This window comes from Sanguibacter inulinus, from assembly GCF_013415325.1.
Classification (GTDB): Bacteria; Actinomycetota; Actinomycetes; order Actinomycetales; family Cellulomonadaceae; genus Sanguibacter; species Sanguibacter inulinus.
The window spans coordinates 1-15,658 of sequence record NZ_JACBYE010000069.1; the positions used below are offsets into that span (position 1 = coordinate 1).

The 15,658-nt window shown below is 72.3% G+C and carries 11 protein-coding genes; 5 read left to right on the forward strand and 6 right to left on the reverse strand.

Features of this window, described 5'->3' with window-relative positions:
* Positions 1-107: 107 nt before the first annotated feature.
* A complete protein-coding gene (locus HZZ10_RS17765) occupies positions 108-2,204 on the forward strand; it encodes an acyl-CoA dehydrogenase family protein (protein ID WP_179914533.1) in 2,097 nt (698 codons plus the stop codon).
* A 117-nt stretch (positions 2,205-2,321) separates the two neighbouring features.
* A complete protein-coding gene (locus HZZ10_RS17770) occupies positions 2,322-3,185 on the forward strand; it encodes an EamA family transporter (protein ID WP_308507616.1) in 864 nt (287 codons plus the stop codon).
* 117 nt (positions 3,186-3,302) lie between these two features.
* On the opposite strand, the gene HZZ10_RS19935 is transcribed toward HZZ10_RS17770, so the two are convergent.
* On the reverse strand, positions 3,303-4,244 hold the full coding sequence (locus HZZ10_RS19935; protein WP_179914535.1) for a DUF2599 domain-containing protein: 942 nt from the start codon (positions 4,242-4,244) through the stop codon (positions 3,303-3,305).
* A gap of 345 nt (positions 4,245-4,589) precedes the next feature.
* Here HZZ10_RS19935 and HZZ10_RS17780 point away from each other — a divergent pair, with 345 nt between their 5' ends.
* Complete coding sequence (locus HZZ10_RS17780; RefSeq protein ID WP_179914536.1) at positions 4,590-5,669, forward strand: alkene reductase; 1,080 nt, start codon at positions 4,590-4,592, stop codon at positions 5,667-5,669.
* A gap of 196 nt (positions 5,670-5,865) precedes the next feature.
* Here the strand turns inward: HZZ10_RS17780 and HZZ10_RS17785 are convergent, their stop codons facing one another.
* From HZZ10_RS17785 to HZZ10_RS17805, 5 genes are all read right to left on the reverse strand, one after another.
* Positions 5,866-8,352, reverse strand: a complete 2,487-nt coding sequence (locus HZZ10_RS17785) for a Tex family protein (protein ID WP_179914537.1) — start codon at positions 8,350-8,352, stop codon at positions 5,866-5,868.
* Between the two features lie 41 nt (positions 8,353-8,393).
* The gene (locus tag HZZ10_RS17790; RefSeq protein WP_179914538.1) at positions 8,394-9,239 is read right to left on the reverse strand and encodes a formate/nitrite transporter family protein; all 846 of its coding nucleotides are present in this window, start codon (positions 9,237-9,239) and stop codon (positions 8,394-8,396) included.
* A 60-nt stretch (positions 9,240-9,299) separates the two neighbouring features.
* Positions 9,300-9,803 carry an SRPBCC domain-containing protein gene (locus tag HZZ10_RS17795; RefSeq protein WP_179914539.1) on the reverse strand — a complete coding sequence of 168 codons (504 nt, stop codon included), beginning with the start codon at positions 9,801-9,803 and terminating at the stop codon, positions 9,300-9,302.
* A 146-nt stretch (positions 9,804-9,949) separates the two neighbouring features.
* Complete coding sequence (locus tag HZZ10_RS17800; RefSeq protein WP_179914540.1) at positions 9,950-10,654, reverse strand: GNAT family N-acetyltransferase; 705 nt, start codon at positions 10,652-10,654, stop codon at positions 9,950-9,952.
* Between the two features lie 48 nt (positions 10,655-10,702).
* Entirely contained in the window at positions 10,703-11,728 is a 1,026-nt protein-coding gene (locus HZZ10_RS17805) for a LacI family DNA-binding transcriptional regulator (RefSeq protein WP_179914541.1), read from the reverse strand.
* An 82-nt stretch (positions 11,729-11,810) separates the two neighbouring features.
* Here HZZ10_RS17805 and HZZ10_RS17810 point away from each other — a divergent pair, with 82 nt between their 5' ends.
* Both HZZ10_RS17810 and purL read left to right on the forward strand, forming a co-directional pair.
* Positions 11,811-12,965: an adenosylhomocysteinase gene (locus tag HZZ10_RS17810; RefSeq protein ID WP_056127429.1), complete on the forward strand. Its 1,155-nt coding sequence runs from the start codon at positions 11,811-11,813 to the stop codon at positions 12,963-12,965.
* A 305-nt stretch (positions 12,966-13,270) separates the two neighbouring features.
* Positions 13,271-15,595 (forward strand): phosphoribosylformylglycinamidine synthase subunit PurL, encoded by a 2,325-nt coding sequence (gene purL, locus HZZ10_RS17815; RefSeq protein WP_179914542.1) that lies wholly within the window; start codon positions 13,271-13,273, stop codon positions 15,593-15,595.
* Positions 15,596-15,658: the final 63 nt, after the last annotated feature.

Consider the following 15,658-nt stretch of genomic DNA (forward strand, 5'->3'; position numbering starts at 1 on the left):
TTGCGACCCTCTGTCCGCTGCGACCCTCCAGCCCTCCGACCCCCGCACTCAGAAGTCAGCTATCCCAGACACCCCAGACACCGTCGTCTGCACCAAGGAGTCCCGCCATGACCACCGTCTCGGACCGCCAAAGAACCCGACCCGCCGCCCGTCCCTCCACCCGCGCAGACGGAGACCAGCCGACTGTCGACGTCCCCGGGCTCCAGACCCTCATGCTCGGCCGCTGGGCCGCGCTGCGTCGGCGGTCTCGCGAGATCGGCGCAGACCCGCGCTTCGCCAAGGTCGAGGGCGCTAGCATGGCCGACGCGCGTGAGCGGGTCATCGGCCAGCTCAAGCTGCTCGTCGAGGAGGCCGAGGTGCTGCGGGCCTTCCCCGAGCGGCTCGGCGGCTCCGACGACGCAGGTGGCAACATCGCGGGCTTCGAAGAGCTGCTCGTCGCCGACCCGTCGCTCCAGATCAAGGCCGGCGTCCAGTGGGGGCTCTTCGGTGCGGCGATCTTGCACCTGGGGACCCCCGAGCAGCACGACAGGCTGCTGCCCGGCGCGATGAGCATCGACGTCCCCGGGGCCTTCGCGATGACCGAGACCGGGCACGGCTCGGACGTCGCGAGCATCGCGACGACAGCCACCTACGACGAGGCCACCGAAGAGTTCGTCCTCCACACGCCCTTCCGGGCGGCGTGGAAGGACTACCTCGGCAACGCAGCCCAGCACGGCACAGCGGCCGTGGTCTTCGCCCAGCTCGTCACCCACGGCGTCAACCACGGTGTCCACGCCTTCTACACGACCATCCGCGAGACCCTCCCCGACGGCAGCACCGGGGCCTTCGTCGCCGGGGTCGGGGGAGAGGACGACGGGCTCAAGGGCGGTCTCAACGGGATCGACAACGGTCGTCTGCACTTCGACCACGTCCGTGTCCCGCGCGAGAACCTGCTCGCCCGCTACGGTCAGGTCGCCCCCGACGGCACGTACACCTCGCCGATCGAGAGTCCCGGACGCCGGTTCTTCACCATGCTCGGGTCCCTCGTCCAGGGACGCGTGTCCCTCGACGGCGCCGCTGGGGTGGCCAGCAAGATCGCCCTCGCCACGGCTGTGCGCTACGGCAACGAGCGCCGCCAGTTCTCGTCCGCGACAGGGTCCGACGAGACCGTGCTGCTCGACTACGGCGAGCACCAGCGTCGGCTGCTGCCCCTGGTCGCCCAGGCCTACGCCGGGCACTTCGCCCACGACCGTCTGCTCGACCTCTTCCACGCGGTGTTCTCGGGCGAGACCGACACACCCGAGGCCCGCGAAGACCTCGAGACCATGGCCGCGGCCCTCAAGCCGATCTCGACCTGGCGGGCCCTCGAGACGCTCCAGACCGCGCGCGAGGCCTGCGGCGGGCAAGGGTTCCTCACCGAGAACCGGCTCGTCTCGCTGCGCGCCGACCTCGACGTCTACGTCACCTTCGAGGGAGACAACACCGTCCTGCTCCAGCTCGTGGGCAAGCGGCTCCTGGCCGACTACGCCGCCGGGTTCAAGGGCATCGACGGCGTGGGCATGGCCAGGTTCGTCGTCGAGCGGGCGGCCGACAGCGTGCTGTACCGCACGCCGTTGAGCCGCGTGGCGCAGGCGATCCAGGACCGCGGCGAGGTGCGCCGGTCGGCGGGTCACCTCCGCGAGGAGCAGGCGCAGCGCGAGCTGCTCACCGACCGCGTCGACACGATGGTCGCCGACCTCGCCGCAGCCCTGCGGCCCAGCGCGAAGCTGCCCCGGGAGGAGGCTGCGGCGCTGTTCAACGCGCACCAGCACGAGCTCATCGAGGCGGCCCGGGCCCACGCCGACCTGGTGCAGTGGGAAGCCTTCAGCAAGGCCCTCGGGGACGTCGACGACCCCGGCACGCAGCTGGTCCTCACCTGGGTCCGTGACCTCTTCGGCCTCTCGGTGATCGAGAAGAACCTCGCCTGGTACCTCATCCACGGGCGCCTCTCGGGGCAGCGCGCACGGACGGTCTCGTCGTACATCGACCGTCTCGTCGCGCGGCTGCGGCCCTACGCGCAGGACCTCGTGGACGGCTTCGGCTACGGGCCGGAGCACATCCGCGCGACCATCGCCTCAGGCGTCGAGAAGCGGCGCCAGGACGAGGCGCGCGAGGCCCGGCGGGTGGCGCGGGCGAGCGGCGAGGAACCGGTGTCGGAGAAGTCGCTGGCCAAGAAGACCCTGTAGCCGCGGAGGGCTCGAGAGCCGTCGCGCACCCGGCCGCAGGGGGGCCGGGCGCACGACGCCGGAGCCTCCGCGCTCGACGATGTGGACGAGCGGCGGGTCGTGGGAGAAGGTGTGCACGTGCACAGACTCCCTGCCCCGCTGCTGTTCCTGCTCTCGGGGGTCTGCCAGTACCTCGGGGCCGGGATCGCTGTCGGCCTCTTCGACACAGCGTCGGCGGTCTCGGTCGGGTGGGCGCGCATCGCCGTCGCGGCCCTCGTGCTCGTCGTGTGGGGGCGTCCGTGGCGGACCCGCTGGACCCGGCAGACGCTGCTGGCCTGCGTGCTCTTCGGCGTGGTCCTGGCGACCATGAACCTCACCTTCTACGCGGCGCTCGAGCACCTGCCGCTCGGCAACGCCGTCGCGATGGAGTTCCTCGGCCCTGTCGCGGTCGCCGCGCTCACCGGGAAGGGGGTCCGCGAGCGCGTCGCCATCGCGCTCGCGCTCTGCGGTGTCGTGCTGCTCGCCGGGGTGACCGTCGACGCCGGGGGAGAGGGCGCTGTCGTCGGTCTCGTGCTGATCTTCGCGGCCGCGGCAGCCTGGGCCGGGTACATCCTGCTGGGGCGCCGGGTCTCGGCCCAGGGGACAGGGCTGGCCCCGCTCGCCCTCGCGATGGTGGCCGGGGCGCTCGTCTTCGCGCCCTTCGCAGGGCCCGGCGCGCTGCCGCTGCTCGGCGGGTGCCAGAGCGCGCTGGCGCTCGTCGGCGTCGCGGTCGCCTCCTCGGTCATCCCCTACGCGATCGACCAGGTGGTGCTCCGCAGGCTGCGCCCCGCGCAGTTCGCGATCCTGCTCGCGATCCTCCCGGTCTCGGCGCTGCTCGTCGGCGTCGTGATGCTCGGGCAGGTGCCGCACGGGCTCGAGATCGTCGGCCTGGTGCTCGTGTGCGTCGCGATCGCCCTCACGAGCCGGCCCGCTCGACCGGCGCCGGAGGCGGCGCAGGGCTGAGGCCTCGGCGGGCCGGGTGCGGGTCGGGGGTGTCGGGGACGACGCGTCCTCGGGTGCTGGCCGTGCGCCCGGGTGAGCGTGCCCCGGCGTGCGCCCGGTGGACTGCTGGCACGCGCCTCAGGTCGGGTTGCAGCGTGCGAGCGCGTACTCGACGAGGCTCACGGCAGGGCGCCACGGCTCGAGGTTCCAGGTGGCCTTCTCCCGCGCGCCGAGCAGGTGGCACTGCAGCTGTTCCTCCATGCCGGGGGTGTCAGCCGTCGGGTCTGCGGCCAGCAGGTCGGCCCACGCGAAGACGCTCCCGGTCGCCCCGGAGACCCGGCCCCAGTCTGTCGGGGTGACCGCGAGCGACCGCCCGCCCTCGCGCTCGCCCCACGAGGTCGACGCGACGACGGAGGCGCCCAGGTGCGTGGTCACGACGAGCGGGAAGTCTGCGGGGTCGACGTCACCGAGGTCGAGGACGAGGCGTGGTCCGTCGTCGTCGGCCGACCAGCGGACCGGTGGGTGGGACCCGTCGGGGGCGGTGCTCTCGGGGGACGACACACCGAGCACGAGCCGGTCGTCGGCGCTCGTGACAGCCGCCGAGCGGTCCGCCTCGCTGCGGGCGGCGCCGCCCGGCGCCGCAGGGACGTCGAGGGAGACCGAGGTCTGCGGGTCAGGGAGCGTGAGGGTCAGGACGGCGCCGGTGTCTGCGTCGGGGACCGAGGAGACCGTCGCAGGCTCGCCGGTCTCCGGGCTCGTGCCCGCCGACTCGTGGTCGAGGACGACGGCGCCCGAGGACACGTCTGCGTGCACGACGAGGGATGGACTGGCGGGCGACGGCTCGCTCGACGGGCTGGTCGTCGGGTCCTCGGTCGGCGCGGGCGGGGGCCCCGCGGTGTCGGACCCGGCGGTCGGTCCGCCTGTCGACTCTGCGCTCGGCGACGACGTCGTGGAGGGGGAGTGCTGGTCCGGCGAGCCGCCGCAGCCCGCGAGCAGCGCCAGGACGAGGAGTGCGCTCGCGGCCGTGCCTGGCACAGCGGCGGACCCGGCTCCTCGGGCCGCGCGGGTCGGTCGGGTCACGCGGGTCTCCTCCTCGGCGGTGCGCTGACGGCGGGGTGTTGTCGAACTGGGTGCGTACTCAGACCGGGCGTGCGACCGGGGGTTGCGTGCCTGAGTGCTGAAGCGCCTGGTGGGGCGTAGTCGCGCCCCACGACTCTAGCGACGCGACCAGGAGGACCTGTGGAGAGGATGGCCGGGTCGGAGGTCAGGCCAGGTCGCAGGCCAGTGATGTACGCCACCTCTGGAAGCATCCGGACCCGCCGACGGTTGGCACCTGCGGGTCGTCGCGGTGCCGACGAGCGCCCAGCAGCGCTCCAGGCGCCCACCCAGCGACGACGTCATCTCTCCCCGACGAACGGACCACCCATGACCGACCTCTTCACCCCCGTCACCTTCGGTGCGCTGACGCTCGCCAACCGCGTCGTCATGGCGCCCCTCACCCGCATGCGCTCGGGCTCCGAGGGCATCCCGGGCGACATCGTCGTCGACTACTACGCGCAGCGCGCGAGCGTCGGCCTCATCGTCAGCGAGGGCACGTACCCGACGCACGCCGGTCAGGGCTTCGTCGGTCAGCCCGGCCTCGTCACCGACGCCCAGCTCGCCGGGTGGCGCCGCGTCACCGACGCCGTGCACGAGCGTGGCGGCCAGATCGTCGCGCAGGTCATGCACGCGGGTCGCGTCACCCACCCCGCGATCAACGGCGACCGCCAGGTCGAGGGCCCCAGCGCGATCGCCATCGACGGCGAGACCCACACCCCCGCAGGCAAGGTCGCGTACCCCGTGCCGCACGCCCTCACGGTCGACGAGATCCACGGCATCACCGAGGCCTTCGTGACCGCGAGCCGCAACGCTGTGGAGGTCGGTGGCTTCGACGGTGTCGAGCTGCACTCCGCCAACGGGTACCTGCTCCACGAGTTCCTCTCGCCGGCGTCCAACCAGCGCGAGGACGAGTACGGCGGCTCGGTCGAGAACCGCGTGCGCTTCGTGGTCGAGACCGTCCGTGCCGTGGCCGAGGCGATCGGCGCCGACCGCGTGGGCATCCGCATCTCGCCCGAGCACAACATCCAGGGTGCGCTCGAGACCGACGCGGCCGACGTCCAGGCCGTCTACGGCAGCCTCGTCGACGCCCTCGCGCCGCTGGGCCTGGCGTACCTGAGCATCCTGCACAAGGAGCCGACGGGTGCTCTCGTCCGCGACCTGCGCACGCGCTTCGGCGGGTCGACCATCGCCAACTCCGGCTTCGGCCTCATCACCAGCCGCGACGAGGCGACCGAGATCGTCGTCGCCGGGCACTCCGACGCCGTCGCCGTCGGCCGCCCCGTGATCGCCAACCCGGACCTCGTCCGTCGCTGGCAGGAGGGCCGTGAGCTCAACGAGCTCGACCAGGCCACCGTCTACGCCTCCGGCCCCGAGGGCTACACCGACTACCCCGCCCTGACGGACTGACGGGGACCCACCTCCCCGCCGAGGTCGTCGCTCTCACGCCGAGGTCGTACGCCTGACGCCGAGGTCGTACAGACACGCCGAATCTTGCCCGCGCAGGCCTGATTCTGGCGTGTCCGTACGACCTCGGCGCTGTCTGTGCGACCTGGGGCGGGTTCTGCAGGTGGCAGGCAGGGGGCCGGGGGCTGGCCGTGGGGACTCAGCTCTTGCCGAAGCCTGCTCGGCGCAGGGCCTCGGCCATCGCACTCTCCGGGGCGGCCTGCCGTCCGTCTCGGCGGCGGTCGCCTCCTTGTGCGGGTCGGTCCTGGGGTGTGGCCCCCTTGCCGTCGCGACCCTTCGCCGACCTGTCGGGCACCGCGCCGCCCTGCTCCGGACGGCGGGTCGCCGCGGCGTTCCGGGAGCCTCTGCTCCTCGGCGCGCCTGCGCCGCCGCCCGCACCGCCGCCTGCCCCGGTGCGCGCAGCCGGGTCCGCCTCAGCCCCGCCGGCTCCCGGGACCGGGTCGTCGAGGCGGAGCGTCAGCCCGATCCTGCCGCGGCGGACGTCGACGGTCAGCACCTTGACCCTGACCACGTCACCCGGCTTGACGACCTCGCGGGGGTCCGAGACGAACCTGTCCGACAGGGCCGAGACGTGCACGAGTCCGTCCTGGTGGACGCCCACGTCGACGAAGGCACCGAAGGCCGCGCAGTTGGTGACGACCCCTTCGAGCACCATGCCCGGGACGAGGTCGGCGACCTTCTCGACCCCCTCGGCGAAGCGCGCCGCCGCGAAGGTCGGGCGAGGGTCTCGACCGGGCTTCTCCAGCTCGGCGAGGACGTCGAGGACCGTCGGCAGACCGTGCTTCTCGTCCACGAAGTCGACGGGCTGCAACCCGCGCAGCACCTCGGTGCTCCCGATCAGCTCGCCGAGACCGCACCCTGCCTGCTTGGCCATCGCGCGCGCCACGGGGTAGGACTCGGGGTGCACGGCCGAGGCGTCGAGGGGCTCGTCGCCGCCCCGCACCCGCAGGAACCCTGCCGACTGCTCGAAGGCCTTCGGGCCCAGGCGTGGTACGTCCTTGAGCGCCCGGCGCGAGGGGAAGGCTCCGTGGGCGTCACGGTGCGCGACGATCGACTCCGCGAGCGAGGTCCCCAGCCCCGACACCCGTGCCAGCAGGGGCACAGACGCTGTGTTCACGTCGACGCCGACACCGTTCACGGCGTCTTCGACCACGGCGTCGAGCGACCGTGACAGGTCGCCCTGCGGGAGGTCGTGCTGGTACTGCCCGACACCGATCGACCTCGCGTCGATCTTGACGAGCTCGGCGAGAGGGTCCTGCAACCGTCGCGCGATCGACACCGCGCCGCGCAGCGAGACGTCCATGCCGGGCAGCTCGGCGCTCGCGTAGGCGGACGCGGAGTACACCGAGGCGCCGGCCTCGGACACCACGACCTTCGTCAGGCCGGGGTGCTTGCCGACCAGCTCGCCCGCCAGCCTGTCGGTCTCGCGGGAGGCCGTGCCGTTGCCGATCGCGACCAGCTCGACCCCGTGCGCCGTCACCAGCGCAGACAGCGTCGCGAGGGACTGGTCCCAGCGGCCCGAACCCTGGTGCGGATGGATCACCGCGGTGTCGACGGCCTTGCCCGTCGCGTCGACCACGGCGACCTTCACACCGGTGCGGAAGCCGGGGTCGAGCCCGAGCGTCGGGCGCGGCCCGGCAGGGGCGGCGAGCAGCAGGTCACGAAGGTTCGCCGCGAACACGCCGATCGCGTCGGCCTCGGCGCGCTCGCGCAGCCGCAGGCGCAGGTCGACGTCCACGCGGATCCCGACCCGCCCGCGCCAGGCGAGCCGCACGGTCCGCGCCAGCCACGCGTCGCCCGGGCGCCCAGCCGCCGAGATGCCGAAGCGCGAGGCGATGGTCCGCTCGTAGACGGACTGCTCACCCGCCGGGCGCGCCCCCTCCGGCTGCGGGTCGGGGTCGACCTCGAGGGTCAGCACGCCCTCCTTCTCGCCGCGGAACATGGCCAGGATGCGGTGCGAGGGCGCCCTGGTGAGGCGCTCGCGGTGGTCGAAGTAGTCCGAGAACTTCTCGCCCGCGGTCTCCTGACCGGCGACCACGCGGGCGGCGAGGTCCCCGGTCTTCCAGGCGCGCTCGCGCAGCTCGCCGACGAGGTCGGCGTCCTCGGCGAAGCGCTCCACGAGGATGGACCGTGCTCCGTCGAGCGCCGCCTGGCGGTCCGCGACGCCACGGTCGGCGTCGACGAAGGCCCCGGCCTCGGACTCCGGGTCGCGTCCGGGTTCGGCCAGCAGGAGGTCGGCGAGCGGCTCGAGACCGGCCTCGCGGGCGATCTGGGCGCGCGTGCGCCGGCGCGGCTTGAAGGGGAGGTAGATGTCCTCCAGCCGGGACTTGGTCTCGGCGGCCATGATCGAGGCCCGGAGCGTGTCGTCGAGCTTCCCCTGCTCCTCGATCGAGGCGAGGACCGCTGTGCGCCGGGTGTCGAGCTCGCGCAGGTAGCGCAGCCGCTCGTCGAGGGTGCGCAGCTGGGCGTCGTCGAGGCCTCCAGTCGCCTCTTTGCGGTAGCGGGCGACGAAGGGCACTGTCGCGCCCCCGTCGAGCAGGGCGACCGCGGCGGAGACCTGGTGCTCGCCGACGGCGAGCTCGTCGGCGATGCGGCGCGAGACCGTGGGCAGGGTGGAGATCGGCATGAGGGAATTCTGCCTTGCTGCCCGGTTGCTCGCGGACCTGCTCACGCCCCCGGCGTGGTCCGGGCGACGAAGCGGGAGTCGTCGTTGACGTAGGCGTAGTAGAGCCCGATGAGCAGACCGCCGCCGAGGAGGTTGCCGAGCAGGGCGATCCCGAGGTTGCCGGCCGCCAGCCCCACGTCGATGCCGTCCTGCAGGCCGACCACGAAGAACAGGACCGTGTTGGCGACGGAGTGCTCGAGGCCGAGGAAGGCGAAGACGAAGACGCTGATCACCATGACGAGGCACCGGGTGAGGTCGTCCTTGATGATCCCGTTGTAGACCAGCAGCATCGCGATGTTGATCATGAAGTTGCACAGGACCGCGCGGATCAGCAGGTCGGTCCAGCCGGTGACCCCCTCGGTGAGGTACCCGAGCTTGTGGTCGACAGCGTCGGTCATGAGCTCGCCGGTCGCCCCGGAGGTCAACGACGAGAACCTGAACAGGACCGCCACGAGCAGGCCGCCGACGATGTTGCCGACGTAGCACAGGCCGAGGATCCGCAGGGCCTTCCCGACGGTCGTGCGCCGGTGGTAGAGCCCGATCGACACGATCATCATGTTCGAGGTGAGCAGCTCGGACTTGCTGTAGTAGATGAACACCAGCGCCCACCCGAAGAACAGCGCACCGACGATCTTGCCGACGAGGTAGAGGCCGTCGCCGGCCTCCTCGAAGGCTGCGATCACGGCGAAGTTCACGCCGTACATGAGACCGATGATCACCCCGGCCATGGCCGCGCGCATGAGGTACTGGCGCACGAGGGCGCTACTCATCGCGGTCTTGGTCTCCAGCGCCTCGAGGACCGTGGAGATGAAGTGCTTTCCCGGGAACAGGGAGGCGTTGTCCAGCATGGACACAGAGTCTCATGCCGGGGCGGCTGTAGGGGGTCGGAGGTGCTGAGCCGCCTGCCCTCAGGCGAGTGCCGCGTAGTAGTCGCTCATCGACGGGTGGTAGTCCTCGAAGGAGACTGCGTGGACGTCCCGGCCCTCGATCACCGCGGCCAGGCGGTCGAGGTAGTACTCCCAGCCCGGCCCGATGTCCGCGATGGCGCCGTCGGCCAGCAGCTGGGCGAGGGTGAGGGTCGTCATGCCCGAGGTCGCGTCGTGGTCGACCGTGAGGCTCAGGTGCCAGCTGTCGTCACCGACCGCGGTGTCGAGGACGACGCTCCGCGGCGGGTCGCAGCTGACGACTGTGCACTCGGCGCCCTCGACGTCGTCGCCCTCCGCGGTCATGAAGAGCTCGACCTGGCCGCTGCGTGGGTCGCCCTCCCAGCGGCCGACCCACTGCTCGAGGCGCTCAGAGACCGTCACGAGCTCCCAGACCGTGCCGGGGTCGACCTGCCAGCGCCGGGTGAGCCGGACCTCGCGGCCGCGCGGGCCGTCGGCCGTGGTCCCGGTGGGGTGTGGTGCGCTCATGCGAGCTCCTCGTGCTGGGCGGCGGCGGTGCCGCTGGCGGTGCCTCGACGCCGAGGCTGCGCTCCTCGCGTCGCGCCTGCGGGGAAGGTTGGTCTCAGCCTAGGTCGCGGGCTCGCCCCCCGCATTCCTCGCCCCCGCAGGGTCGGTCAGTCGATGCCGAAGAACCGTCGGGTGCTCTCGACCCCGGCGTAGCTCACGGCGAGGCGCTGCTCGGCCGGGCGGGCCTCCCACGCATCGCGGCGCATCCTGTAGCGCAGCTTCTCGACTGGGGCACCCTCGCGCACCTCGGTGCGGGCTCCGTCGCGCTCGTAGCCGACCTTGCGGGTGACGGCGTTCGAGGCGGGGTTGTCCTCCCACGCGCTCGTGGTCGCCGCACGGGCGCCGAAGCCGTCGAAGGCCAGGTGCAGCGCGAGGTGCCGCATGGCCGTCCCGATCCCTGCGCCCTGGTGCTCGAGGCCGAGCCACGAACCGGTCTCGACTGTGCGAGTCACGAGGAACTGGTCGGTCTGGAGCGCCTGGATGCCGACGGGCACACCGTCGACGAGCACGCCGAGCTCGAGCGCCCAGGACTCCGGGGAGAGGCGTGACCTCGCGCCCCACTGGTAGGCGAGCACGCTGCGGGCGACCTCGACGGGGGTTCCACGGGTCCACGGAACGTCGAAGGGCATCGTGTCGGGGGAGTGCACGCCCCGTGACGCGAGACGGGCAAGGTCGACGACGAGCTCGTCGTCGAGGTACCGCAGCTCGAGGCTGCGACCGTCGCCGAGCGCGTCGGCGGAGACGGCGCGCAGGGCGCTGACGGGCCAGAGGGCGTCGAGGGAGAGGTCGGAGATGTCGGCGTGCGCGGTCATCTGGGCACGCTAGCACTGGCGGACAGGCGCTCGCGGGTGGGCGTGCGCTCAGACGGACCGGGTGGTCCCGCGTTCGACGAGCGGAGCCTCGACGGTCGTGGTCTCCGGGGTCTCCCGCCCGGCGAGCGCGTCGAGGAGGAGGGTGACCGCCGAAGCCGCGATGCTCGTCGCGGGGAGCCTGACGGTCGTGAGCTCGGGGCTCACCAGCCGGGCTGTGTCGAGGTCGCCGACCCCGACGATCTCGAGGTCGTCCGGCACCGTGACCTGGCGCTCGGCCGCCACGCGGTGCAGGGCGAGGGCGAGCAGGTCGTCGTCGCACACCACGGCTCGGGCGCCGTCGTCGAGCAGGCGTCCGGCGGCTGCCGTCGCAGACTCGACGTCGAAGGTCGCCCGCCACCGCGGGTCGGTCCGGAGCGTGACGCCGTGCCGCCGCGCTGCGTCGGTGCAGTCGGCGACGCGAGAGGCGAAGACGGCCGACGGATAGTCGGCGGCGAGGTACGCGATCTCGCTGTGGCCGTGGGAGGCGAGGAGCGCGACGGCGTCCGCGGCCGCTGCTGCGGTCGCGAGGACGACCGACCGCATGCCGGGCTCGGGGACCTCGACGAAGACGAGCCTGTCGTGCCTGTCGCGCAGCGGCGAGCCCTCGGACAAGCGTTCCCCGCAGACGATCGCGCCCGCGAGGTGGCCCGAGGACAGCTGGTCGGCGAGCCGTTGCTCCCAGGTGTCCTCGTGCCCGCGCGTCTGGATCATCGTCAGGGCGAGGCCGTGCCCGGCTGCGGCGTCGTCGGCGGCCGAGAGCATGTGGCCGTAGAAGGGGTGCGAGGCGTCGAGGACGACGAGGCCGAGCAGCCCCGAGGTCCCGGTGCGCAGGGTGCGGGCGGCGACGTTGGGCCTGTAGCCGAGCGAGCGGGCGACCTCCTGGATGTGCGCGGCCGTCGCCGGGGCGATCCGCCCCGCGGCCTTGCCGGACATCACGAGCGAGACTGCGCTCTGCGAGACACCGGCTGCCCGGGCGACCTCCGTCGCGGTCGTCGAGCCGCGGGCAGGGCTCGTGGTTGACCGGGTTCTGGGCACGGTCCTACAGTAGTCGTCATACGTATGACGGACGTAGCGACCCAGGAGGGGACGCCCGCCGCACCTGACGAGGAGACACGACATGACCGACGCCGCCCGCATCGCCTGGGTCGACGAGCAGTGCCGGCTCATGGCCGGCATCCGCGAGGAGATCGCCCAGACGCGCCCCTTCGACGGGCTGACCATCGGATCCGCGATCCACCTCGAGCCCAAGACTGCAGCCCTCGTCGCCACGCTGCGTGCCGGAGGCGCCGAGGTCGTCGCGACAGGGAACCTCGGGTCCACGCAGCCCGGGACCGTCGCGCACTTACGCGCCAGCGGGGTGCGGGTGGTCGGCGAGCCCACCCGCGACCGCGCCGTGCGCGCCCGGCACATCGACGAGGTGCTCGACGCCGAACCGCAGCTGCTCCTCGACAACGGGGGAGACCTGTTCTTGCGGTACCTCGAGCGCCCCTACGCCGGGCTGCTCGGCGGTACCGAGGAGACCACCTCCGGGCGACAGGTCCTCGAGCCGCACCGCGCGGCGCTCGGGCTACCCGTGCTCGTCATCAACGACAGCCCCATCAAGGCCTTCGCAGAGAACCAGCACGGCGTCGGCCAGAGCGTCCTCGAGTCCTACCTGCGCTTCACCAACCGGATCACGCACGGCGAGCGCGTCGTGGTCGTCGGCTACGGGTGGTGCGGGCGCGGCGTCGCCGACACCTTCCGCAACGCCCGCAGCCAGGTGACCGTCGTCGACGCCGACCCGGTCATGTGCCTGCGGGCGCTCATGGACGGCTTCCGGACGACGTCGCTCGAGACTGCGCTCGCGGACGCCGACGTGGTCATCACGGTCACCGGCGGCGGACGGGTCCTCGGGCCCGAGCACACCGACCTGCTGCGCGACGGCGTGATCCTGGCCAACGCCGGTCACGAGCCCGACGAGATCGACCTCGCCGCGATCGAGGCGCAGACCGGTGCGACGGCATGCGAGACCCTGCCTGACGTCCGCTCGGTCACCTTCGCCGACGGCCGCACAGTGCACGTCCTCGGCAGCGGTCACATGGTCAACCTCGCCGGCCCCGGCGCCCGCGGGAACTCGATCCAGTCGATGGACATCGGGTTCTCGCTCCAGACGCTGTGCCTCGCGCAGGTCGCCACGGGCGCAGTGGGACCACAGGACTGCGTCGTGCCGGTGCCGCGGGCCGTCGACGTCGCGGTCGCGGAGGGGTACCTCGCACTCAAGGGGATGCGGTGACGGGCTTCGGCCGTGGCCTCGACGAGAGCTCGTCAGGTATGCGGCGACCGGCTGAGTGCTGGACGACGGACGACGAGTGTGTGCAGCAAGCTGCTGCACAACTTCCCTGAGGCTAGGTGATCGTCTCGCTCGACCGTTTCTTGACCCGCGTGGATCGCGACTGGGACGCCGCGTGCGCAGCTGACGAAGGATGCCGCCCGCGCGGGTGAGACGTGGCTCCCCGCCGATCCCTCCGCGGCTAAACTGGCGATCGTCTCGGCCAGCCGTGCCCGCCCCCCGCAGGGCACATACCCATGAGGGATCTGATGACCGCCCCCAGCAAGCCCACCCTTGACACCGTCGAGCACGCCGCGAGCACCCCGGACGAGGTGCAGCCCTTCGCAGCGCTGGGCCTCAAGCCCGAGGAGTACCAGCGGATCCGCGACATCCTCGGACGCCGCCCCACGGCTGCTGAGCTCGCGATGTACTCCGTCATGTGGTCCGAGCACTGCTCGTACAAGTCCTCCAAGGTGCACCTGTCGACCTTTGGCGCCAAGACGACCGACGAGATGAAGAAGCACCTCCTCGTCGGCATCGGCGAGAACGCCGGCGTCGTCGACATCGGCGACGGCTGGGCCGTCACCTTCAAGGTCGAGTCCCACAACCACCCGAGCTACGTCGAGCCCTACCAGGGTGCGGCGACGGGCGTCGGCGGCATCGTCCGCGACATCATCTCGATGGGCGCGCGCCCCGTGGCCGTCATGGACCAGCTGCGCTTCGGTGCCGTGGACCACCCGGACACCGCGCGCGTCGTGCACGGCGTGGTCGCCGGTGTCGGCGGCTACGGCAACTCCCTCGGTCTGCCGAACATCGGTGGAGAGCTCGTCTTCGACAGCTCCTACCAGGGCAACCCGCTCGTCAACGCGCTGTGCCTCGGCGTGCTGCGCCACGAGGACATCCACCTCGCCAACGCCTCGGGCGTCGGCAACAAGGTGGTCCTCTTCGGTGCGCGCACAGGCGGCGACGGCATCGGCGGCGCGTCGATCCTCGCCTCCGAGACCTTCGAGGACGGCGTCCCCGCCAAGCGCCCGAGCGTCCAGGTGGGCGACCCCTTCATGGAGAAGGTGCTCATCGAGTGCTGCCTCGAGCTGTACTCGGCCAAGGTCGTCGAGGGCATCCAGGACCTGGGCGCCGCCGGCATCTCCTGCGCCACCTCCGAGCTCGCCTCGAACGGTGACGGCGGCATGCACGTGTGGCTCGACGACGTGCTGCTGCGCGACCCGTCGCTCAACGCCGGCGAGATCCTCATGTCGGAGTCCCAGGAACGCATGATGGCCGTCGTCACGCCTGAGAAGCTCGACGAGTTCCTCGCGATCACCGGCAAGTGGGACGTCGAGACGGCCGTCGTCGGCGAGGTCAACGGCTCCGGCCGCCTGACGATCGACCACCACGGCCAGCGGATCGTCGACGTCGACCCCAAGACCGTCGCGCACGAGGGCCCGGTCTACCACCGCCCTTACGCGCGCCCGGCGTGGCAGGACGGCCTCAACGCCGACACGACGGTCGCGGCCGGGCTCGCCCGCCCGGAGACCGGCGAGGAGCTCCGCGCGACGGCGCTGCGCCTGCTCGGGTCGCCGAACCTCGCCTCGAAGGCGTGGGTCACCGACCAGTACGACCGCTTCGTGCAGGGCAACACTGCGCTCGCCCAGCCCGACGACGGCGGCGTGATCCGCGTCGACGAGACCACCGGGCTCGGTGTGGCGCTCGCGACCGACGCGAACGGCCGCTACTCCAAGCTCGACCCGCGCACAGGCGCCCAGCTCGCGCTCGCCGAGGCGTACCGCAACGTCGCCGCGACGGGTGCTCGCCCGCTCGCCATCACCGACTGCCTGAACTTCGGCTCGCCCGAGGACCCCGACTCCATGTGGCAGCTCGTCGAGGCGATCGAAGGACTGGCCGACGGCTGCCAGACGCTCGGCGTGCCGGTCACCGGCGGCAACGTCTCCCTCTACAACGGCACCGGCGAGCCCGGGCAGATCGACTCGTCGATCCACCCGACACCCGTGGTCGGTGTGCTCGGCGTCCTCGACGACGTGTCGCGTGCGACGGGCTCCGGCTGGCGCGCGGCAGGGGAGACCATCTTCCTGCTCGGCACCACCCGCGCCGAGCTCGACGGCTCCGCCTGGGCCGACGTCGAGCACTCCCACCTCGGTGGTGTGCCGCCGCGCCTCGACCTCGCAGCCGAGAAGTCCCTCGCGGAGGTGCTCGTCAACGCGACGCGCGACGAGCTCGTCGACGCCGCGCACGACCTCTCCGAGGGTGGCCTCGTCCAGGGCCTCATCGAGGCCTGCCTGCGCTTCGGCGTGGGCGCGAAGGTCTCGGTCGCCGGGATCACCGCGCGCGACGGCGTGAGCGACTTCGAGGCGCTGTTCTCCGAGTCGACGGCCCGCGTGCTCGTCTCGGTGCCCCGCGGCGAAGAGGTCCGCCTGGTCGACGCCTGCGTCGCCCGCGGCGTGCCGTACCTGAAGATCGGCGAGGCCGGTCATGACGTCGACGGCGTCGAGGCCCTCGAGATCGACGGGCTGTTCACCCTGCCCCTCGACGAGGCCCGCGAGGTCCACACCCGCACGCTCCCGGCGATCTTCGGCTGAGACCACGCCGCGCGAGCGGCACGCGAGACGCCCGAGGGGGCGAGGTGCAGCACGGCTGCACCT

What these genes read in the sequence shown, in the direction of transcription:
- HZZ10_RS17765 (WP_179914533.1), top strand. Translation starts at nt 108, where the DNA reads ATGACCACCGTCTCGGACCGCCAAAGAACCCGACCCGCCGCCCGTCCC.
- HZZ10_RS17795 (WP_179914539.1), bottom strand. Translation starts at nt 9,803, where the DNA reads ATGAGCGCACCACACCCCACCGGGACCACGGCCGACGGCCCGCGCGGC.
- HZZ10_RS17800 (WP_179914540.1), bottom strand. Translation starts at nt 10,654, where the DNA reads ATGACCGCGCACGCCGACATCTCCGACCTCTCCCTCGACGCCCTCTGG.
- HZZ10_RS17780 (WP_179914536.1), top strand. Translation starts at nt 4,590, where the DNA reads ATGACCGACCTCTTCACCCCCGTCACCTTCGGTGCGCTGACGCTCGCC.
- purL (WP_179914542.1), top strand. Translation starts at nt 13,271, where the DNA reads ATGACCGCCCCCAGCAAGCCCACCCTTGACACCGTCGAGCACGCCGCG.
- HZZ10_RS17790 (WP_179914538.1), bottom strand. Translation starts at nt 9,239, where the DNA reads ATGCTGGACAACGCCTCCCTGTTCCCGGGAAAGCACTTCATCTCCACG.
- HZZ10_RS17810 (WP_056127429.1), top strand. Translation starts at nt 11,811, where the DNA reads ATGACCGACGCCGCCCGCATCGCCTGGGTCGACGAGCAGTGCCGGCTC.
- HZZ10_RS17785 (WP_179914537.1), bottom strand. Translation starts at nt 8,352, where the DNA reads ATGCCGATCTCCACCCTGCCCACGGTCTCGCGCCGCATCGCCGACGAG.